Origin of the sequence: Brevundimonas sp. Root1279 (genome assembly GCF_001425945.1) — a bacterium.
GTDB lineage: Bacteria > Pseudomonadota > Alphaproteobacteria > Caulobacterales > Caulobacteraceae > Brevundimonas.
In genome coordinates, this window is the sequence record NZ_LMEB01000010.1 from 140266 (window position 1) to 162024 (window position 21759).

Sequence of the window (21759 nt, forward strand, 5' to 3'; positions counted from 1 at the left end):
GGGGCCCGTCTGATCAGAAGCGCATACGGAGGTTCAGGCCGGCGGTGCGATTGTCGAAGGTCTCGCCGGATTCCGCCTCATAGGTGAACCGGAACTCGAAGCCCGCCGCCGTCGCCACCCGCAGGTCCGCGCCCAGCACCAGGGCCTCTTGATTGAGGCTGGTGCCGATCATGGCGGGGATGGCGTCCGGATTGGAGCCCAGCAGACGGTACGGCATCCGGATCTCGTCCTGCGAGCGGAAGACGCCGCCGGCGGTGACCTGGAACGTCGCCTCGGCTTCCTGGCTGTCGGCGAGGATGAAGCCAAAACCGAGCTCAGGATTGGCCGTCGCGTAGACCTCGGTGTCCGCAAGCGCCTCGACGCCGAGGCCTTCCAGCCCCTCTTCCGAGAAGTTGCCCTGACGCAAAGCCGTCGCCGACAGGTTCAGGGCCGGGCGGACGAACAGGTTTCCGCTGACCGCCGTGTAGGCGATGTGCGCATTGGTCTGGAAGTAGCCGCTCTCCGGCTCCGAGGTCCCGACAAGCGGCTCGAAGACGTTGACCGAGCGGGCAGTCTCCAGCTGTTGCCAGCCACCCGAGATCGACACGCCGTACTCCAGGCCGTCCCAATCGGTGCGTTCGATGCCGAGGCTGCCGTGGAAGCCCTTGCCGTCCGAACGGGATCGATCGGCCACGTCGACGCGGCTGATCTTGTCGAAGCCAACCGCGGCGGCCACGGTCCAGTTCTCGGCGAACGGCCGCTCGAAGCCCATCCGCAGGCGGGTTTCCTGAGCCCCGACCTGGAAGTTCTCGAACGTCCCCGGCCGATCGAACGCCGTGCCCTCGACCCGCGCCCACACGCACTGTTCGCGCTTGCGGAAGGCCGGCGGCGCACAGTTGAACAGCTGGCCCGCGAAGTCCTCAGCGGCGGTCAGCTGCGTGGCCATCGGGACCATCAGCGGTTCGGGATTCAGCTCGCGGAAGATCTGGGCGTAGAGCGCTTCGTCTCCGGCCTGAAGGTTGCCGATCAGGGCCATCAGCCGGCCGATGCCGCCTGAGTCGCCCGCCAGGATGGCGAAGTCCATGTGACGGCCGAGCTGGCGCTCGTTGTAGTTCAGGAACGGCTGGCCGAAGTCGCTGACGAAGGACAGGTGCACCCCGTTGGCGTCGGCGCGGACGCTGTAGTCCATCGCCAGGGTGTCTTCGATCTCCAGGCCGTTGTCGACGCCGATGCCGGCGCCGGGGGTCGCGAACAGCGTCCGCTCCTCGGCGTTCTCCAGCCAGGTCAGGATGACCTCGCCGGTTCCGTCAACGGTCGCATTCCCCGTAACGTTCACGATGTCCGAGGCATACGGGCCGAAGGCGATGTCGAACGCCAGGTGGCCGTTCGACGTCTGGATGTAGTCGCCGTCCAGCGCCACCGAGTTGATGACCCGCGCGCCGTACAACAGGTTGGTGGTCGGATCGCCCTCGTTGTCCAGGTCGTCGAAGACGTCCCCGGCCGCCAGATCGATCGGCAGACGCGACGCGCTGAGACCCATCAGGAAGTCGCCGGCGTTGGTGAAGGTCCCGGTGCTGCCGGCTCCGTCACGCAGGTCGATCGTGCTGAAGGCCATGAAGGTCCCGTCGACGTTGTTGTCGAAGGCGTTGTGACCCGAGCCGAGATCGATATTGCCGATCACGGCGCCGTTGTTCTGGACTTCGTCATCGCCGGTGGTGGTGTCGATGGCCAGGCCCGAGACCGCCGAGATCGAACCCGAGGTCTGGATCAGGTTCAGCGAACCGCCGTCAAAGCGGACGCCGGCGCCCGTTCCCGTGCCGCCGCGGATCATGTCCTGCGAGATCAGGCTGATCGCGCCGCGGCCCGTCGACCCGAGGCTCTGGGCGAAGACGCCCGTCGAGTTCGTACCGGCCGCGAAGATCACCCCGCCGACGGCGAGGTCGATGTTTCCGCCGGCGCCGACGCCGCCGGCCGAGGAAGCCAGGCCGCCTTCGACCCAGCCGCCGCCGCCGCCCAGGCTTTGAGCGACCAGACCGTAGGCGTTGTCGCCCAGCACGATGATGCTGTCGTCCTGGACGAAGCTGATGTCGCCGCCGTCGCCGACATTGTCGCCGCTGACGGTGACATTGGCGTCGAAGTCGCCGAACACCGCGCCGCCGCCGCCGCCGATCGACTGCAGGAAGACGCCGTGCGAGTGGTCGCCGACCGTGACGATGTCGCCGTCATGGACGACGTCGATGTCGCCGCCGTGCCCTTCGGCGCCGACGGCTCCGCCGATCGCGACGTTCACTGTCGACACGCCATGCACCCGCAGCTCGCCGCCGCCGCCGCCGATCGACTGGGCGATCAGGCCGGTGGCGTAGTCGCCGAAGGTCTGGATCCCGCCCGAGAAGAGGCCGGAAATATCACCGCCGTCGAGCCCGGAGCCGCCGTTCGCGCCCAGCACCGCGCCGAGCGTGGCGCCGGTCGCGCCGTCGCCCGCCAGGATGACGCTGGCCGAGCCGCCGCCGCCGCCGATGCTCTGCAGGATCGCGCCGGGCGACAGGTCGCCGCCGGTGGTGATGGCGCCGGTGTTGACGCGGGACACGTCGCCCCCGGTTTCATCAGTTCCGTTCGTGCCGCCGAGCGTGACGTCGAGGGCCCCGATCAGGGCGCCGGTCGGAATATCCAGATCGATCAGGCCGATGCCGCCGCCGCCGCCGATCGACTGCACCATGACCGCAGGCGCGTTCAGCCCGGCCGTCAGCATGGAGCCGACATGGGCGCTGGCGACGTCGCCGCCGTGGTTGCCCACGCCGTCCGCGCCGCCGAGGACCAGGGCGAACGGGATGGCGACCGGATCGCCCGGAGCCGCCGACGGATCGACGCCCGGCGCCGCCAGCGGCGACACTTCGGGACCGCCCGCAGTCTTGGTCGCAGCCAGGGCCGGGAGCACTTCCGGAGCCGGGGCCGGAGGCGGAGCCAAGGGCGAGATGGTCGCCTTCATGATCACCTGGCCGCCACCGCCGCCGATCGCCTGGGTCAGGCTGCCGATGCCGTTGCGGCCGCCCACCTGCAGAGTGCCGGTGGTGTTGATGGTGACGTCGCCCGACGTCATGTTCACCGCGTTCTCGGCGCCGAGACGGCCGAGGACCATCGGATCCGGGACGACGGTGTCGCCGTGTAGATCGATGAACGGCGAGCCGTTCAGGCCGACGATGCCGCTGAAGTCGAAGGTCAGCGTGCCGCCGCCGCCGTTGATGCTCTGGGCGATGATCGCCTGCGAGCCCTCGCCGAGGACGGTGATGTCGCCCGAATGGTTGACCGTCACATGACCGCCGGCGCCGCCGGAGCCGCCCCCGAAATTGCCGACCAGGGCCGAAATGGCGTGCGACAGGATCATGGTCCCGACGTCGGAGGTCAGGCCGAAGCCCATCTGGGCGTTGCCGCCGCCGCCGCCGATCGACTGGGCCAGGATGCCGTGGGCGTTGGTCCCGCGGGTGACGATATTGCCGGTGTTGGTGACCGTCACCGCGCCGCCGTCGCCGCCGTCGCCGCCGACGCCGCCGACGGTGATCAGCGGGGCGTGGGTCAGCATCTGGGTGGTCGGGGCGATCATGACGTTGGCCGCGAAGGCCGCGCCGCCGTTGCCGCCGCCGCCGCCGATCGACTGGGCCAGGATGCCGTGTGCGCCCGCGCCGGTCGTGTCGATCAGGCCCGCGTTGAGGACATCGACCGTGCCGCCGGTGTTGCCGGTGCCGCCCGCGCCGCCGACGTTGAGGCCGATCAGGAAGCTGTCGCGGCCAGTGACCATGCCGGTCAGCGACAGGACGCTGGAGCCGTTGCCGCCGCCGCCGCCCAGCGACTGGGCGAAGATGCCGTAGCCGCCCTCGCCGCGCGTGACGATCTCGCCGGTGTGGTCGTCGCCGGCCACCGGCCGGTTGATAACGGAGACATTGCCGCCGACGCCGCCGTCGCCGCCGGAGCCGCCGATGTTGGCGACGAAGCGGTGGGTCTGGTTGTCCGTGCCCGCGTAGCCGAGCTGCACATCGAGGACCAGGCCGGCGTCGCCGCCGCCCCCGCCGATGCTGTTGGCGCTGATGCCCGTGGCGAAGCGGCCCTCGGTGAAGATCAGGCCTTCGTTGAGGACGTCGACCGCGCCGCCGGCGCCGCCGGTTCCGCCTGCACCGCCGATGTTGAAGTCGATGTCGTCGCTTCCGCGGTACTGCAGGGCCGCATTGAGGACCATGCCGCCCACGCCGCCGCCGCCGCCGATCGATTGACCGCGGATGCCGTGCGAGTATTCGCCCTCGGTGCCGATGACGCCGAAGTTGGAGACGTCGACCGCGCCGCCGACCGCGCCGGTCCCGCCTGAGCCGCCGACGCTGACCGACAGGGTGCGCATGGTCGTCGTCGGGGGCGGGCCGCCGACCTGGAAGGCCAGGGTGCGGGCAACGCCGCCCATGCCGCCGCCGCCGCCGATCGCCTGGGCCAGGATGCCGTCGGCGCGGTGGCCGGTGGTCACGATGGTGGCGTCGCTGGTGACGGTGACGTCGCCCGAGACGGCGCCCGTGCCGCCCGTGCCGCCGACGGTGACCGTCGCGGCGCCGGCGTTGCGGACGATGGTGTTGGCGGCCGAGCCGCCGCGGCCGCCGCCGCCGCCGATCGATTGGGCGAAGACGCCGCGCGCCTCATAGCCCGCCGTCTCGATACGACCGCTGACGTCCACATTGACGTCGCCGGCGGTCGCGCCGACGCCGCCGGCCAGACCGACCGAGACGCCCGCGCTGTAGGATTCGGCCTGCGGCGTGTTGGCCCCGCTGGTGCCCGATACGGAGACGGTTGTGGCGCTGCTGGCGCCGCCGCCGCCGCCGATCGACTGGGCCAGAACGCCGTCGGCGGTCTCGCCTTCGGTCACGATCGTGCCGTCGGCGACCACGGTCACATCGCCCGCCGCGCCGCCCGTGCCGCCGTTGCGGCCGACGGTGATGCCCACAGAGTGATTGGCCAGGATGCCCAGGGCGAGGTCGAGGACGGTGTCGCCGCCGCCGCCGCCGACCGACTGGGCGTGAATGCCCGCCGAGTCGCGGCCTTCGGTCATGATGACGCCGTGGTGCTCGACCGAGACGTCGGCGCCCGAGCCGCCGGCGCCCGTGGCCCCGCCGACAGCGAGGTTCAGGGCGGTGGCGTTGCGCAGCACGCCGAAGCCGATGTTGAAGTTGGCGTCGCCGCCGCCGCCGCCCAGCGACTGGGCGAAGATGCCGTCGCTGTCGATGCCGGTGGTCTGGATATCGCCGTTGTGGCGCACGGTGACGTCATCGCCGCTGCCCGCGCCGGCGCCCGAACCGCCGACGGCGATCAGGGCCGCCATCGGGTTGTTGCCCGGCGAGTGGGTGGTCAGGGCGAAGACGGCGTTGACGCCGGCTCGGCCGCCGCCGCCGCCGATCGACTGGGCGATCAGGCCCGCGGCGTTGTTGCCTTCCGTGCTGATGAGGTGGGGCGTGCCGACCTCGGCCGCGCCGCTGCCGGTGTAGCCGCGGACCACGTCGACCGTGCCGCCGTGACCGCCGGAACCGCCCGATCCGCCGACGCCGATCGCCGCCGGTTGGCCGAAGGGCGCGACCACGCCGGTGGCGTTGACGCCGCCGACGCCGCCGCCGCCGCCGACCGACTGGACCAGGATGCCGGCCGCCGGCATGTCCGGAGAGCCCTCCAGCGGGATGCTGGTCGCCTGGGCGTCGAGGAAGATGTTGCCGTTGCTGTGCAGCGAGACCGCGCCCGCGTCCGCGCCGTCGCCGCCCGTGCCGCCGACACCCACGCCGATTGCGATGCCGCGCGACCGGTTGTCGGAGCCGCCTTCGCCCAGGTGGACGTCAGCCGTGACGTTCAGGCCGCCCGAGCCGCCGCCGCCGGCGATCGATTGGACCAGCACGCCGATGGCGCCGCCGCCCTCGACCACGACCTGGCCGTTCTGGATGGCCGTGACGTCGCCGCTGGCGTTGCCGGCGCCGCCGAAGCCGCCCATGCCGAAGGTCAGCGAGGGCTCTTCGCCGGCGGGATCGGCGCTGACGCCGCCCGAGATGTTGATGGCGCCGGCGCCGCCGCCGCCGCCGATCGACTGGACCATCAGGCCCCGCGACAGGGCGCCGGCCGCGAACAGATCCGCGTCGACGTCGGCGTAGACGTTCCGGCCCAGGCCGCCGCCGCCGCCGAAGCCGCCGATGCCGGCGGTCAGGACGCCGTCCATGGCGATGCCGCCCGAGACGTTGATGCCGCCGTTGCCGCCGCCGCCGCCGATCGACTGCACGGCGACCGCTGAGCGGCTGTCGCCGATGGCCGAGACCTGGACGCGCGAGGCGTCCGGCGAGCCGAGGGTCAGGCTGACGGCGCCGGCGTCGCCGCCCGCGCCGCCGAAGCCGCCGACGCCCAGGGTCACCGAGCGCGCCGCCTGGCTGCCCGGAGGCGTCAGGGAAATCTGGCCGGAGACGTTGAGGCCGCCGTTGCCGCCGCCGCCGCCGATCGACTGCACGACCACGCCGTTGGAGCCGCCGTCGCGAACGCGGTGGGCCGGGATGTAGGTGTCGTCCCAGGAGCCAGGCAGGATGCCGGTATTGGTCTCGGCCGGGGTCCAGTAGTCGATCTCGAGGCCGCGGGCCCAGACGTTGCCGGTCACCGTGGCGTTCACGTCGCCGGCGTCGCCGCCGCCGCCGCCGAAGCCGCCCAGGCCGAAGGCGAGTCCGCCGGCCGTGCCGCTGGTGCTGGCCGCGATGCCGCCGGTGACGTTGATCGCCCCGTTGCCGCCGCCGCCCGCCAGGCTCTGCACGATCAGGCCGTCGGAGTTGGCGCCGTCGGTGTCGATGTCGCCGGTGTAGCTGAAGTTGACCGCGCCCGAATTGCCGCCCAGGCCGCCGAAGCCGCCGATGCCGATGCCGACCGTGCCCGCCGTGCCGGAGCTGAGCGCCACATTGCCGGAGACGTTGAGGCCGCCGTTGCCGCCGCCGCCGCCCAGGCTCTGGGCGGTGACGCCGTCGGCATTGGCGCCGCGGGTGATGTAGTCGCCGGTGACCGACCCGGTCACAGAACCGGCGTCGCCGCCGCCGCCGCCGAAGCCGCCGACGCCGATGCCGATGGTGACGGCGGGGTTGCCGTTGACCGACAGCGACAGGCCGCCCGTGACGTTGAAGCCGCCGTTGCCGCCCGAGCCGCCGAGGCTCTGCAGCATGGCGCCGTAGGAGCCGTCGCCCTGGGTCTGAACGTCGCCGGTCAGGTAGCCGGTCACGTCGCCGGCGTCGCCGCCGCCGCCGCCGAAGCCGCCCAGGCCGAAGCCGAGCGTGCCGTTCATGCCGGCCGAGGCGCTCAGACCGCCGGTGATGTTGAAGCCGCCGTTGCCGCCGCCGCCGCCGACCGACTGGACCAGGGCGCCCCAGGCGTCCACGCCCTGGGTCGAGATGTCGCCGGTGATCGAGGCGTTGACCGTCGAGCCGTCGCCGCCGTCGCCGCCGAAGCCGCCCACGCCGACGCCGATGTTGCCCGTGCCGCCGCCGCTGCCGGCGATGGCCACGCCGCCGGTGATGTTGAAGGCGCCGTTGCCGCCGCCGCCGCCAAGGCTTTGATAAGTCACGCCGGATGAGCGATCGCCCTCGGTCACGACATCGCCGGTGAAGGTCCCGCTGACCGCGCCGCCGTCTCCGCCGCCGCCGCCGTAGCCGCCGACGCCGACCATCAGGTTGCCGGCCGCCGTCTGCGAGCCGCTGACGCCGCCCGAGACGTTGAAGCCGCCATTGCCGCCGCCGCCGCCGACCGACTGGACCAGCACGGCCGCCGAATCCGCGCCGTCGGTGCCGACGTCGCCGTTGATGTTGCCGATCACGACGCCGCCGTCACCGCCCGCGCCGCCCCCGCCGCCGATGCCGACGCCCACGTTGCCGGCCGCCGACTGGGCGCCCGAGATGCCCGCGGTGATGTTGAAGCCGCCGTTGCCGCCGCCGCCGCCGACGCTTTGCGCCAGGATCCCGCGCGCATTGGCGCCGGTGGTCACGGCCGCGATCAGGGTGTCGCCCGGATCGGCCACGCCCGTGTTCTGGTTCAGGGTGACCGCGCCGCCATTGCCGCCGCCGCCGCCCGTGCCGCCGATGCCGATGCCCAGAGTGCCCGCGCCGCTCTGCGCAAAGGCCATGTTACCGGTGACGTTGAAGCCGCCCGAGCCGCCGCCGCCGCCCACGCTCTGGGCGATGACGGCGTCGCTGCCCGCGCCCGAGGTCTGGGCCGCGCCGGTGAAGGTCAGGCTGACCGTGCCGCCCGCGCCGCCGGCGCCGCCTGAACCGCCGACGCCCGCCGACAGCGAGGCCGCGCCGGTCTGGCCGCCGGAGATGGAGCCGGCGACGTTGAAGCCCCCGTTGCCGCCGCCGCCGCCGATGCTCTGGGCTGTGACCGCATCGGATTCGCCGCCCGAGGTCACGACATTGCCGGTCACCGTGGCCGTGACCGAGCCGCCCAGACCGCCGCCGCCGCCCGATCCGCCGACGCCGACGCTCAGGCCGAGGCCGCCGGTCTGGCCGCCGCCGATGCTGCCGGAGACGTTGAAGCCGCCGTTGCCGCCGCCGCCGCCGACGCTCTGCGCCAGGAAGCCGGCCGACTGCTCGCCGGAGGTCAGGATGCCGACCGAGCTGGCCGTAACCGAGCCGCCCGCGCCGCCCGAACCGCCCGAGCCGCCGACGCCGACCGAGATCGCGCCGCCGACCGTGCCGCCGCCGCCGATGCCGCCCGAGACGTTGAAGGCGCCCGAACCGCCGCCGCCGCCGATGCTCTGGATCGTCACGCCGGCCGACTGGTCGCCGCGCGTCTCGACTGCGCCGAGCGCATGGCCGATGACCGTGCCGCCCGCGCCGCCGCCGCCGCCGGCCCCGCCGACGCCGACCGAGACCGCGCCCCCGACCGTGCCGCCGCCGCCGATGCTTCCGGAGACATTGAAGCCGCCGTTGCCGCCGCCGCCGCCGACCGACTGGACGAGCAGGCCGCCGGACTGCTGGCCCAAGGTCAGGATGGTGTCGCCGCTCGAGCCGGTGACATCGCCGCCTGCGCCGCCGCCGCCGCCGGCCCCTCCGACGCCGATGGCCAGGCCGAGGCCGACCGTGCCGCCGCCGCCGACGCTGCCCGAGACATTGAAGCCGCCCGAGCCGCCGCCGCCGCCGATCGACTGGATGGTCACCGCCGTCGAACGGTCGCCGCGCGTCTCGACCGCGTCGCCGACGCTGCCGATGACCGTGCCGCCCGCGCCGCCGGAGCCGCCCGAGCCGCCGACGCCCACCGAGACCGCGCCCCCGGCCGTGCCCGCGATCGAGACCGCGCCCGAGACGCTGAAGCCGCCGTTGCCGCCGCCGCCGCCGACCGACTGGATCAGGGCGCCGCGCGAGTCGTCGCCGGTGGTCAGAATCGTGCCGTCGAAGTGGCTGGTGACCTGACCGCCGATGCCGCCGAGGCCGCCTGAACCGCCGACGCCGACCGAGGCCGAAGCCGAAGCCACGCCCGCGCCAGAGCCGGTGAAGGCGATCGAGAAGCCGCCGTTGCCGCCGCCGCCGCCGACCGACTGCGTCAGGAAGCCGGTCGAGAAGTCGCCCGTGGTCTGGATCGCGCCGCCGGAGTCGACGTCGACCGTACCGCCGACGCCCCCGTTGCCGCCCGAACCGCCCACGGACACGCCGAAGGCCGCCGCGGCGGTCTCGCCGGCCGCGAAGGAGAAGGACATGGCGAAGCCGCCGTTGCCGCCGCCGCCGCCCACCGACTGGGCGAACAGGCCCTCGGAATAGTCGCCGCTAGTCAGAATCGTGGCGTGGCCGTCGAGATTGACCGTGCCGCCGACGCCGCCGCTGCCGCCCGAGCCGCCCACGGCGACGCTGGCGCTGACGCCATAGCCGGCCGAGACTTGGGCTGCGAAGCCCCCGTTGCCGCCGCCGCCGCCGACCGACTGGGCGAAGATGCCGCGCGACCGCAGGCCGTCGGTGGTGATCAAGGGCGCCAGGGTCTGGCTGCCGCCGCCAATTGTCTCGGTGCGTTCGAACAGATTGACGTTGACCGTGCCGCCGTTGCCGCCGAGCCCGCCATTGCCGCCGACCGCCGCGCCCGCAAAGGCGCTGATCGAGACGGTCGAACCGCCGTTGCCGCCGCCGCCGCCGACCGACTGGGCGAAGATGCCGTGCGAGTCGTCGCCGAGGGTCGACAGGTCGTGAGCGTTGTTGATCGTCACAACACCGGAATTGCCGCCGCCGCCGCCCGCGCCGCCGATGGTCAGGAAGACGCCGCCCGAGGAGCCGCCGTCGCCGCCGCCGCCGCCGATCGACTGCGCCTGAATGGCGCTCGACATGTTGCCCAGGATCCCCCCGACACCGGTGGAGATGCGGCCGTTATTGGTGACCGTGACGTTCTGGCCGATGCTCTGGCCCGAGCCGTTGCCGCCCAGGGTCGCCAGACCGCCGCTGTCGCCGCCGGCGCCGCCGCCGCCGCCCACCGACTGGGCGAAGATTCCGCGCGCGAAATTGCCGGCGGTCTCGATGGTCCCGCCGTTGGTCACTGTGACAACGCCGCCGTTGCCGCCGAGGCCGCCGCCGCCGCCCAGGGCGACGACGCCGCCGCTGGCCGAGCCGGAGCCGCCGCCGCCGCCCACCGACTGGGCGAAGATGCCGTCGGAGCCGAGGCCGCTGGTCGAAATCCAGCTGTCGTCACTGGTGGTGACGGTCACGGCGCCCGCATGGCCGGCGCCGCCGCCCGAACCGCCCAGGCTGACCAGGCCGCCGGTGCCCAGGGCGTTGCCGCCGCCGCCGCCCAGCGACTGGGCGAAGACCCCGCGCGAGCCCGCGCCGGTCGTGGTCACCGTTGCGCCGGAGTTGACAGTGACGTCGCCGCCCAGGCCGCCGCTGGCGCCCGTCGAGCCCAGGCTCACGATCAGGGAGCCGGTGATGCCGCCGTTGCCGCCGCCGCCGCCGATCGACTGGGCGAAGACGCCGTGGGACGAGATGCCCGTGGTCGTCACGAAGGAGTTGTCCGCCGCGAAGATCTGGGCCGCGCCGCCGTTGCCGCCGGTGCCGCCGCCCGAACCGAGCGCGACCAGGCCGAGGCCGAGGCCGCCGTTGCCGCCGCCGCCGCCGATCGACTGCGAGAACAAGCCGTGCGAGGCGTCGCCCTCGGTCCGCACCTGCGAATTGGCCATGGCGCGTACGATCGCCGTGCCGCCGTTGCCGCCCGGGGCGCCGTCGTCGGAGAAGGTCACCAGACCCACGGCGTTGCCGGCGTCGCCGCCGATGCCGCCCAGGCTCTGGGCCGTCACGCCGTAGGAGGCGTCGCCCAGGGTGGTGACGATGCCGTAGTTGATCGCCTCGGCGTGTCCGCCCTGACCGCCGCGGTTGCCCGCGCCGCCGTCGCCGAACAGGCCGTAGCTGCCGCCGCCGCTGCCGGCGCCGCCGCCCAGCGACTGGGCGAACACGCCGTGCGAGCCGCCGCCCTGGGTGGTGATGGTGCTGTAGTTGGTCGCCGTAGCCGTGCCGCCGCTGCTGCCCGAACCGCCCGAGCCGCCGCTCGAGAAGACGAAGCCCGAACCGCCCTCGCCGCCGATGCCGGCCCGGCTCTGGGCGACGACGCCGTGCGCCTGGTCGCCGCTGGTGGCGATCGTCCCGTAGCGCGAGACGACCGTGACCTGCCCGCCCGCGCCGCCGTTGCCGCCCGAAGCGCCCGAGGCCCCCAGATAGCCGTCGCCGCCGTCGCCGCCGTCGCCGCCGATGCTGACGCCCATCAGACCCGAGACGCCGTTCGAGGTCGTGCTGATGCCCAGGCCCGAATTACCCATGTCGACGGTGAAGGGCGCCACGGTCTGACCGTCGCCGCCCGAGTCGGCCGAGACGAACAGGGCGCCGTCGCTGCCGCCGCCGCCGCCGTCGCCGCGCCGGATGTCATGGAAATAGCCGCTGTCGCCCGGACCCGAGGGCATCACGATCGAGCCGCCCGGAGGGGCGCTGGGGGCGGTAGTGATGGCCGACACCCGGTTGATGGTCGAGACGACGCTCGCCGAGTTGGTGACGGTCAGGCTGACCACATGGCCATCGCCGTCCAGGCTGACCGCCGTGACCGTGTAGATGCCGCCCGCCGGATTGGCGAACACGTCGCCGACGGCGTTGGCCAGCAGAATGACGTTGTTCTGGCTGGTGCGCACCGCGACCGGGCTGAGCACCTCGACCACCGTCTCATTGGCGTTGGTCACGGGATTGAAGATCGTCCCCCCGACCGGAACGGCCGGGAGAATGGCCTGCGGGCCGGTCGGGAGCGTGCCGGCGACCGCGGTCGGGGAAACGGGGTCGGCTTCGGAGGCGGCCGCGGCCATCGGTGCGGCGAGGGCGGCGCCGGCGGTGATGATCAGGGCGATGCGGCGCAGGTTGCGGCTGAGGCGACGATTGGCGGCGACGTCGCTGCGACGCTCACGCCCGCGCTTCTCGACGCTGGCCAGGCTGTGGCGCAGCGTCAGCAGAGCGTCGGCCAAGACTTTGGCGTCCGCGTCGTGACGCCGGGCGTCGAGGATGGCGACCAGTTCGTCCAGGTCGGCGATCAGCGCATCGGCCTGCGCCTTCTTCAGGCGGCTGGCGTCAAAGGTCTGGGCCAGTTGTTCGATGAGGGCCGCGGCCCGGACAAATTTCGACGTACCGCGCGTAATGCTCGACATGGCTCACCCCCAACAACAAGCGGTTGCGTAGGCGGATGTCATCCGGCCTCGCAATCCCTTTCGCCCGTGAGCTGAAATGCGGATTTCTCCGCGGCCCCACGCGCCCCACCTAACGTTGATCTCCTAAAACGGGACAGGTCAAGGTCAAGCTTGGGGACGACTGCGAAAGCGGCGCCGTTGCGTCCGCCATGCCCCACTTGATCCGACGGCGGACCTCCGTCAGGGTCCGCACGCCCTCAATCGGACCTCAGTCTCCTTGCCCCAGCCCTCGCCGGACGACCGCTATCTGGACCAGCTGGAAGCCGAGGCCATCCAGATCATGCGCGAGGTGGCGGCCCAGTGCGCCCGCCCCGTCATGCTGTACTCGGCAGGCAAGGACTCGGCGGTGATGCTGCACCTGGCGCGCAAGGCCTTCTTCCCGGCCGTCCCGCCCTTCCCGCTCCTGCACGTCGACACCGCCTGGAAGTTCCAGGAGATGTACGCCTACCGCGACCGCGCCGCCGTCGAGGCGGGCATGGACCTGCTGGTCTATCGCAATCCGGAAGCCGAGGCGGCCGGGATCAACCCCTTCGACCACGGCGCGCGCGTCCACACGGATCTCTGGAAGACGCAGGGGCTGAAACAGGCGCTGGACCTGTACGGCTTCGACGCGGCCTTCGGCGGCGCCCGCCGCGACGAAGAGAAAAGCCGCGCCAAGGAGCGCGTCTTCTCCTTCCGCACCCGCACTCACCAGTGGGATCCCAAGGCCCAACGGCCCGAGCTCTGGCAGCTCTATAACGCTCGCGTGCACAAGGGAGAGTCCGTCCGCGTCTTCCCCCTGTCCAACTGGACCGAGATGGACGTCTGGCGTTACGTCCAGCGCGAGGGGATCGAGGTGGTGTCGCTCTACTTCGCGGCCCAGCGGCCCGTGGTCGAGCGCGACGGGGCGCTGATCATGGTCGACGACGCCCGCATGCCCCTGGCTCCCGGCGAGACGCCCCAGATGCGGCAGGTCCGCTTCCGCACCCTCGGTTGCTATCCCCTGACCGGCGCGGTCGAGAGCGAAGCCGCCGACCTGGCCGCCATGATCGAGGAGATGCGCCTTTCGGACGCCTCCGAGCGACAGGGCCGCACCATCGACCATGACCCGGCGGCCTCCATGGAGCTGAAGAAGCGCGAGGGCTATTTCTGATGGCCCGCGATCTGGTCCGCCTGATCACCTGCGGCTCGGTCGACGACGGCAAGTCGACCCTGATCGGCCGCCTGCTGCACGACACCGGCTCGGTCCCCGCCGACCAGCTGGCCGCCATCCGCACCGTCACGGGCGAGCCCGACTTCTCGCGCCTGTTCGACGGGCTGGCCGCCGAGCGCGAGCAGGGCATCACCATCGACGTGGCCTATCGCCATTTCGAGACCGCCGGCCGCCGCTTCATGCTGGCCGACACCCCGGGCCACCCGCAGTACACGCGCAACATGGTCACCGCCGCCTCGACGGCCGACGTGGCCGTGGTGCTGGTCGACGCCCGCAAGGGCCTGCTGCCCCAGACCCGCCGTCACTCCTATCTGGTCAGCCTGCTGGGCGTCCGCCGCGTGCTTCTGGCCGTCAACAAGATGGACCTGGTCGACTGGTCGCAGGAGCTGTTCGACGAGATCGCCGAAGACTACCGCGCCCTCGCCGCCGAGCTCGGCCTCCAGGCGGTCGTGGCCGTGCCTCTGTCCGGCCTGACCGGCGCCAATGTCGTCCAGCGTGGCGACGAAGCCCCTTGGTACGCCGGTCCGACCCTGCTGGAATGGCTGGAGACCGTCGGCCTCAGCGAGGACGACGACGGCCCGTTCCGCATGGCGGTCCAGTGGGTCAACCGCCCCGACGCCGAGTTCCGCGGCTATGCCGGCCGCATCGCCGCCGGCCGGGTCCGCCCCGGCGATCGGGTCAAGGTCCTGCCCTCGGGCCGGGCGGCCACGGTCGAGCGCATCGTCACCCTGGACGGCGACCTGGCCGAAGCGGGCGCGGACCAGTCGGTCACCCTGACCCTGGCCGAGCACGTCGACGTGTCGCGCGGCGATGTCCTGGCGTCCGCCGTCGACGCCCCCGAGGCCGCCGACCAGTTCGAGATCCAGGTCGTCTGGATGTCCGAGACCCCGCTCCTGCCCGGGCGCGCCTATGTGGTCCGGCTAGGGACCGCCTCCGTCACCGGCCAGGTCACCGACATCCGCCACCGCGTCAATGTCGAGAGCATGGAGCATCAGGCGGCCCGGACGCTGGAGCTCAACGACATCGGCGTCTGCCACCTGCACCTCGATGCGCCCCTGGTGTTCGAGCCCTATGAGCGGAGCCGCGACCTCGGCGGCCTGATCCTGATCGACCGCCAGACCAATGAGACGGTCGGCGCCGGCCTGATCCGCTTCGCCCTGCGCCGCTCCGCCAACATCCAGTGGCAGGCCCTAGACATCACCCGCGCCGAACGCGCCGGCCAGAAGCGCCAGAAGCCGCTGGTGCTGTGGTTCACCGGCCTGTCGGGGGCCGGCAAGTCGACCATCGCCAACCTGGTCGACAAGCGGCTCTACGCCGAGGGCCGCCACACCTACATGCTGGACGGCGACAACGTCCGCCACGGGCTGAACCGCGATCTCGGCTTCACCGACGCGGACCGGGTCGAGAACATCCGCCGGGTCACCGAGGTGGCCCGTCTGATGGCCGACGCGGGGCTTATCGTGCTGGTGTCCGCCATCTCGCCCTTCGCCGCCGAGCGCCGCATCGCCCGCGAGCGGATGGAGCCGGGCGAGTTCGTCGAGATCTTCGTCGACGCGCCGCTGGACGTCGTTGAAGGCCGCGACGTGAAAGGGCTCTACGCCAAGGCCCGTTCGGGCGCCCTGACCAATTTCACCGGCATCGACAGCCCCTATGAGCGGCCCGAGAATGCGGACATCCACATCGACGCCGCCGCCCTGACGCCCGAACTGGCCTGCGAGCGGATCATCGAGGCCATCCGCGACCGCCTCTAGACGTCCCGGAAGCGCCACTTCATGGCCAGGACGCCCGACGCCATGACCAGGGCGCAGGCGTTGGCCGCCACGATCGGCCAGGCCTTCGTCATCACCCCATAGGCCGTCCACAGCACGAAGCAGGTCACTGTCAGGGAATAGGTCTTCAGCGATACGGACGAAGCGTCGCGGGTCTTCCAGATCTTGATCATCTGGGGCGCGAAGCTGGTGATCGAGCAAAGGGCGGCGGCGGAGCCGACGACGTTGGCGGCCAGGCTCATGCGCCGGCCGCCTTGCGCCCGTTCTTGGCCCCCGCGCCCCTGTGCGAGCGCTTGGCGGCGGCGCTGCGCTTGCGGTCTTGGGCCCGGGTGGCGACCACCGGCGGCCCCTCGCCCTTGATTACGATGGCGCGGGCCTCGACCTTTTCCAGGATTACCGCCAGCTCCTTGTCGCTGAGCCGCTCAATGCCGATGAAGCGTTCGTCGGCGTTGCGCACGGCGTGGAGCAGCTCGTCCAGCTTGGCTTGTACGGCCGCTCCATCGCGGTTCTGGGTATTCTGGATCAGGAACACCATCAGAAAGGTGACGATCGTCGTGCCTGTGTTGATGATCAGCTGCCAGGTCGCGCTGAAACCGAATAGCGGCCCGGTCACGGCCCAGGCCAGCACCACCGCCACGCACAGGAAGAAGGTCCACGGCCGGCCTGCGATCCGGGCGGTGATATTGGCGAAACGCAGGAACATCTGGTCCATGGCGCCCGTAACAGGCACGCATGGCGAAGGTTGCAGGCTCAGCTCATCCGCTCGGCGTAGGTCACCCAGCGCCAGGGGCCGCGCGTCTGGCCGTCGAAGGGCCAGCAAGTGCTCAGCACGATGCTCTCACGGCTGTACGGATTGACCCCGAAGGCGTCATCCCGGACCACCTTCCCGCCGGTGACCCAATACTCCATCCGCACGCCCCCTACCGTCTCGACGACGATGGTGTCGCCCTGCCGCACCAGCTCGAGGAAGCGGAAATGGGTGTCCCGGTGGGCGGCGAAGACCGCCGTTCCCCGTCCGCCCAGCTCTGCGCCGCCCGGCATCAGCGTCGGACCGAAGGCCATGGCCTCGCCGGAGCCGCCGGACAGCACCACCTGCCGGACGCCCAGCCGGGGCACCTCGATCACTGCGATCGGCGCGGCGTCGGCCCAGGGCCAGGCCTTGACCGGCTCGCCCCGCTCCCGACTCTCGGCCCAGGCGCGGTCGAGCAGCCACTGGGCCGCCGCGGCCTTGACGGGGACCGAAGTCCCCGCCGCCGCCACCGCCAATCCGGCGATCAGGACCGCGGCGAAGGGAAGACGGCCCCAGGCCCCCCGCCCGCTCACGCCTGCCTCCGACGCTGGAACGGGCGGCGCTGGAGCCACAGACCGCCGGCGCCGAACAGGGCCAGCCAGAGGCCGAGCCAGGCCGAGGTCCCCCAGTTAGCCGCCGTCTGGGGCAGCTCGAGCAGTTCGGCCGCATCCTCAGGCTTGGCGCTGGCCGCCCGGTCGCCGACCGGACCGCCGAACAGGCCTTCGAAGTCCCAGCCCGTGGGCAGGTTCAGCGGCAGATCCTCCTCGCGGAGCCGCGCGCCGTCCGGTCGGGCCGGAGTCTTGTCGACCGCCACCAGGCTGGTCTCGCGGGTGACCAGGGAATACTGCAGCCCGAGCTTGGCGATCGCCTCCGTCGCAGCCGTGCCGTCGCTGTCGCCAAGGCGGTCCTCGACCTCGATGTCGGTGATCCGCCGCTTGGCCCACAGCCGCGCCACGCCGGGCGCCTCGACAGCCTCGGACAGGTCGACCGTGCGGGTCCAGCGCCGCCCGTCAGTGACGCCGGTCACCGTCAGCTGGCCGCTGACCCGACGCGTCTTGGCCAGGACCACGAGCGGCTCGCCATCATAGAGGTCGGGCAATATCGCCGGGGTGAACTCGGCGCCGCCGCTCGCGGCCACCGTCAGCTCGGTCGCCACGGGTCGCGTCAGGCGGTCGAGGAAGATCCGCATCCGCGCCGCGACCTCGGAGGTGTCGCTGATATTGACGTAGGTCCCGCGGCCGACCTCGGCCATGCGGTTCATCAGGAAGGTGTTCGGAGCCGAGCCTATGCCGATCATGAACACCCGACTGCGCCCGCGATCGGACCCCAGGGCCGCCAGCATCTCATCCTCGTTGCCGATCGAGCCGTCGGTCATGAAGACCACCTGCCGCACGCGCCCCGCATCCGTCGGCGTATCGTCGACCAGGGCCTCATGCAGGGCCGGCAGCATTTCGGTGCCGCCCTGGGCTTCCAGGGTGTCGGCGTAGCGCTGAGCCAGGGCGACCTGCTCCCGCGTCGCCGGCACGGGCCGCTCGAATAGCTCGGTCATGCTGTCGTCGAAGCGGATGACGTTGAAGCGGTCGGCCGGGGTCAGGCTCTGCAGCGCCAGCTTCAGGCTGGCCTTGGCCTGGTCCATCGACTCGCCGCTCATCGAGCCGCTGTTGTCGATGACGAAGACCAGTTCGCGCGGCGGGACCGGCCGACGGCGGTCCGGCGCCGGCGGGCTGACCACCGCCATCAGATAGCGGTCCCGGCCCATCGACTCGCGGAACAGGCCGACCGACGGCTGGGTCTCAGCCGAGCGCCAGCGCAGCTCGAAATCGCGGTCGGCCGGAACCGGTCCGCCCGCCAGGGTGACGACCCGCTCCGCGGCGCCGTCCTCGACCATGTCGACGCGGTGATACGGGCTGACCACTCCGGTCGGGATGAAGCCCGGGCGCAGACGCACCTGGATCGAAACCGGATTGAGCATCCCCTGCCCCGGCGCGGCCACAGGGGCAGTGATCGCCGCGGCATCCGCCTTGCCCGCCGCCGACACGGCCGTTCGCGCCGGGATGTAACGCTCACCGGTCACCAACGGCAGGCGGATCGAGTACTCGCCGTTCACCCGCCGCACCGGGGCCTGGAACTCGATCTCGATCAGAACCGTCTCGCCCGGGCCGATGTTGGCCACCTTGTTGGTGAACATGTTGGGACGCTGCTGCTCGACCAGTCCGGCCCGCTGCCCCTCGGCCTTGGCGGTCTCGTAGATCTGGCGGGCCTCCTCGCGGCGGTGGATCTCGCCGACGATGACCCGCTGCCCGACCACCATCTTCAGGCTGTCGACCGCCCCGTCCTCGGGCAGGGGATAGAGGTAGGTCGCCTCGACCCATTCGGTCCCGGTGTTGCGGAAGGCCTGGACGACCTTCACGCGCGCCGTCTGGCCGGTGACGTCGACCTGCATGTCCGTCCCGAGGCGTACGGCGTTCAGCGTCGTCCCGCGGCTGGTGCGCAGTTGCAGTGCGCCGGAGGCCGGGTCTTCCGGCGGCGGCGTTTCGGTGGCGCGGACCATGGTCGCCGCGCCGATGGCCAGGGCGGCCAGGCCTATGACCAGGGACCTCATCGTCACGAGTCCCGGCGAGCGGTTCAGCCCCGCTCGGGGCGGACGGGATTCAGGCAGGCGGTTCACGGTGTTTGCTCCCTTGAGGAGCCTGCCAATTAGACCCGCGCGCGTGCGCACAGCCACGCGAAATCCATGCATTTTCCCGCCGCAAACCACCGCGATGTGAGGGGCGTTACGGACGCCTTGACGGCTTGTGCGGAAATGTGCGCACTCAGCTTCTGGTTAGGGACTGAATCGCGCCATGGACGACCCCGAGGCCGAAGAGATCGCACGCCGCGTCCGCGAGGAATTGGCGCGTCGCCGCATCTCCCGTCAGGCCCTCGCCGACATGGCCAAGGTCAGCATCTCGACCCTCGAAAAGGCCCTGTCCGGCAAGCGCGCCTTCACCCTCGCGACGGTCATCCGGCTGGAGGAGGCGCTCGGCGCGCCGCTGCGCCCGCGCCCGGCTCCCCCGCCGGTGCTCGATGCGGTCACCGCCTCACCCGAGGGCCTGGGCGGCTACGCCCGCGGCTCGGTGCGCTGGCTGGAAGGACGCTACCTGACCCTGCGGCCGTCCTTCGGCTCGCCTGGCGACATCTACGCCTATCTGACGACCATCGAATGGGACGCTGCCCGCTCGCACCTGGTGTTCGCCGAGTCCGAGCGGCTGGACAGCGCCTTCGCCCAAACCGGAAGCGTCTCCCTGCCCAGCCAGTCCGGCACCGTCTATCTGGTCACCAATGTCGAGGGTCAGTACCGCCTGGCCATCCTCAGCCGCCCCACCATCAAGCGGGCGCTGTACGGCATCCTCAGCACCCTGCTGATCGGCCATGGCTCGCAGCTGGTGCCTGCCGCCGTTCCGCTGGCCATGATCCGCCTCGGCGCCGACGCCGACTGCGCCTTCGGCCGAGTCTCGCCGGACCACCCCGACTACGGCCGCTATCGCGCCGAGCTCGAATTCATCGTCGCCGAGGACTTCGCGCGCTTCCCTCGCTAATGCGCGGACGGCGCGTACGGGGCCAGCAAAGGCTCGACGACCAAAAGATGGTCGAGCGACTGCAGGTACTCTGGATCACGCCGCGCCTGGGTCAGCTGCTCGAAGGCGTAGCCGAGCGACAGCACCTTGGCGTCCTCCCACTTGCCGGCGATGAAGCTCATCCCGACCGGCAGGCCCTCGACGAAGCCCATAGGCACGGTCAGGTGCGGATAGCCGGCGATCGCCGGCATGGTGCTGGCCGCGCCCGCATAGTGGTCGCCGTTGACGATGTCCGTGGTCCAGGCGGGTCCCGTCGTCGGTGCGATCAGGGCGACGACATTGTGTTCGCGCATCAGCTTGTCGATCCCCTCCGGCCCCGCCAGCCGCAGCGAGGTGGCCCGCGCCTGAATATACGCCGGATCGTTCAGCCCCTTGGTCGCCTCCGCCTGGATGAACAGCTCCTGCCCGAACAGGGCCATCTCGCGCGGCGTCCGCTCGTTGAAGGCGATGACGTCAGCCAGGGTGCGGGTCTGCACCTGGGTCGGATTGGTCGAGGCCAGGTAGGCGTTCAGGTCGACCTTCAGCTCGGTCAGCAGCACCGTCAGTTCGGCCGAGCCCATGGCGTCCATGTCCGGCCCCTCGGTGAGCTCGACGATGACCGCCCCGGCGTCGCGCATCTTCTGGAGGTTCTCCTCGAAGACCGCGTCGGTCTTGCCCGAATAACCCATCGAGAAGCGCATCACCCCGATACGGGCGCCGCGCAGCGACTGGGCGTCCAGCGCCGCGCGATAGTCGACCTTGCGCGCATCCGCCTCGGCCGTGGCCGGGTCCAGCGGGTCAGAGCCCGCGATGGCGCCCAGCACCAGAGCCGCCTCCTCGACCGTCCGGGTCATCGGCCCGGCCGTGTCCTGCGAATGGCTGATCGGAACGATGTGAGTGCGGCTGACCAGGCCGACCGTCGGCTTGAAGCCGACGATGCCGTTGATCGCCGCCGGGCAGGTAATCGAGCCGTCCGTCTCGGTGCCGATCGCCGCCGGAGCCAGGCCCGCCGCCACCGCCGCCCCGCTGCCCGAGGACGAGCCGCAGGCGTTGCGGTCCAGCGCATGCGGATTGCGGGTCAGCCCCCCGACCGCACTCCAGCCGCTGGTCGAACTGCCCGAGCGGATGTTGGCCCACTCGGACAGGTTGGTCTTGCCGACGACGATCGCCCCGGCGTCGCGCAGCCGGGCCACCAGCGGCGCGTCCCGACCGGGCGAATTGTCGACCAGGGCCAGCGAGCCGGCCGTGGTCGGCATGTCGCGCGTCTCGATGTTGTCCTTGAGGAGGATGGGCATGCCCGAGACGCCGACCTGCTCGGCGATCGGATGCGCAGCGGCCCAGCGCAGCACCGCGTTGACGCTCCGGCGGTCAATCCAGCAGCTGACGCGGATGGCCTCGTCCGTATACTGGCCGCACAGCTCCTCGATCGAACCGGCACCGTGATGGTCGTAGCCCGCCCGAGCGGCGGCGTCGGCCGCGGCCAGCGCATCGGCGGCGGCCTCGTCGACGAGGGTCGCGTCGTCCCAGACGCCCTCGTCCGCATGGACCTCCACGGTCATGCACCCGCCCAGCGACAGCGCCGCCGCTACGGCCAGCGCCGCCAGCCCGATCCCGTTGAACCGCATCCCGTCCCCCTGAGGCTTCAGAACGCCGGAGCCCTCCGCGCCTGCGTCCGTTGTTCGAAAGCGTAGCCGAGCGACAGGATCTTCGCA

General features: G+C 71.8%; 9 protein-coding genes. 3 read left to right on the forward strand and 6 right to left on the reverse strand.

Translation table 11 applies throughout. The features are described 5' to 3' along the window. Positions 1-13: 13 nt before the first annotated feature. Complete coding sequence (locus ASC65_RS15935) at positions 14-12661, reverse strand: autotransporter outer membrane beta-barrel domain-containing protein (RefSeq protein ID WP_056455493.1); 12648 nt, start codon at positions 12659-12661, stop codon at positions 14-16. A gap of 256 nt (positions 12662-12917) precedes the next feature. Here ASC65_RS15935 and cysD point away from each other — a divergent pair, with 256 nt between their 5' ends. Beyond that, positions 12918-13832 carry a sulfate adenylyltransferase subunit CysD gene (gene cysD, locus ASC65_RS15940; RefSeq protein ID WP_235561522.1) on the forward strand — a complete coding sequence of 305 codons (915 nt, stop codon included), beginning with the start codon at positions 12918-12920 and terminating at the stop codon, positions 13830-13832. After that, positions 13832-15643: an adenylyl-sulfate kinase gene (cysC, locus tag ASC65_RS15945; RefSeq protein ID WP_056455495.1), complete on the forward strand. Its 1812-nt coding sequence runs from the start codon at positions 13832-13834 to the stop codon at positions 15641-15643. The genes cysD and cysC overlap by 1 nt, the downstream gene beginning before the upstream one ends. Here the strand turns inward: cysC and ASC65_RS15950 are convergent. From ASC65_RS15950 to ASC65_RS15965, 4 genes are read right to left on the reverse strand one after another with little or no spacing between them, the layout of a single operon-like run. Then, positions 15640-15903, reverse strand: a complete 264-nt coding sequence (locus ASC65_RS15950; RefSeq protein ID WP_056455497.1) for a SemiSWEET family sugar transporter — start codon at positions 15901-15903, stop codon at positions 15640-15642. The genes cysC and ASC65_RS15950 overlap by 4 nt on opposite strands. Further along, a complete protein-coding gene (locus ASC65_RS15955; protein WP_056455499.1) occupies positions 15900-16373 on the reverse strand; it encodes a low affinity iron permease family protein in 474 nt (157 codons plus the stop codon). Before ASC65_RS15955 ends, ASC65_RS15950 begins: the two co-directional genes overlap by 4 nt. A gap of 38 nt (positions 16374-16411) precedes the next feature. Then, on the reverse strand, positions 16412-16984 hold the full coding sequence (locus ASC65_RS15960; RefSeq protein WP_056455501.1) for a sortase domain-containing protein: 573 nt from the start codon (positions 16982-16984) through the stop codon (positions 16412-16414). After that, a complete protein-coding gene (locus tag ASC65_RS15965; RefSeq protein WP_200939861.1) occupies positions 16981-19119 on the reverse strand; it encodes a marine proteobacterial sortase target protein in 2139 nt (712 codons plus the stop codon). The genes ASC65_RS15960 and ASC65_RS15965 overlap by 4 nt, the downstream gene beginning before the upstream one ends. A 175-nt stretch (positions 19120-19294) precedes the next feature. Here ASC65_RS15965 and ASC65_RS15970 point away from each other — a divergent pair, with 175 nt between their 5' ends. Further along, positions 19295-20029, forward strand: a complete 735-nt coding sequence (locus ASC65_RS15970) for a helix-turn-helix domain-containing protein (protein WP_056455502.1) — start codon at positions 19295-19297, stop codon at positions 20027-20029. Here ASC65_RS15970 and ASC65_RS15975 read toward each other — a convergent pair. Continuing rightward, the gene (locus tag ASC65_RS15975) at positions 20026-21672 is read right to left on the reverse strand and encodes an amidase (RefSeq protein WP_235561523.1); all 1647 of its coding nucleotides are present in this window, start codon (positions 21670-21672) and stop codon (positions 20026-20028) included. The genes ASC65_RS15970 and ASC65_RS15975 overlap by 4 nt on opposite strands. Between the last annotated feature and the right edge of the window lie 87 nt (positions 21673-21759).

Coding starts and splice junctions, on each gene's coding strand:
- ASC65_RS15935 (WP_056455493.1), bottom strand. CDS start 12,661: ATGTCGAGCATTACGCGCGGTACGTCGAAATTTGTCCGGGCCGCGGCC.
- cysC (WP_056455495.1), top strand. CDS start 13,832: ATGGCCCGCGATCTGGTCCGCCTGATCACCTGCGGCTCGGTCGACGAC.
- ASC65_RS15950 (WP_056455497.1), bottom strand. CDS start 15,903: ATGAGCCTGGCCGCCAACGTCGTCGGCTCCGCCGCCGCCCTTTGCTCG.
- ASC65_RS15955 (WP_056455499.1), bottom strand. CDS start 16,373: ATGGACCAGATGTTCCTGCGTTTCGCCAATATCACCGCCCGGATCGCA.
- ASC65_RS15970 (WP_056455502.1), top strand. CDS start 19,295: ATGGACGACCCCGAGGCCGAAGAGATCGCACGCCGCGTCCGCGAGGAA.
- ASC65_RS15975 (WP_235561523.1), bottom strand. CDS start 21,672: ATGCGGTTCAACGGGATCGGGCTGGCGGCGCTGGCCGTAGCGGCGGCG.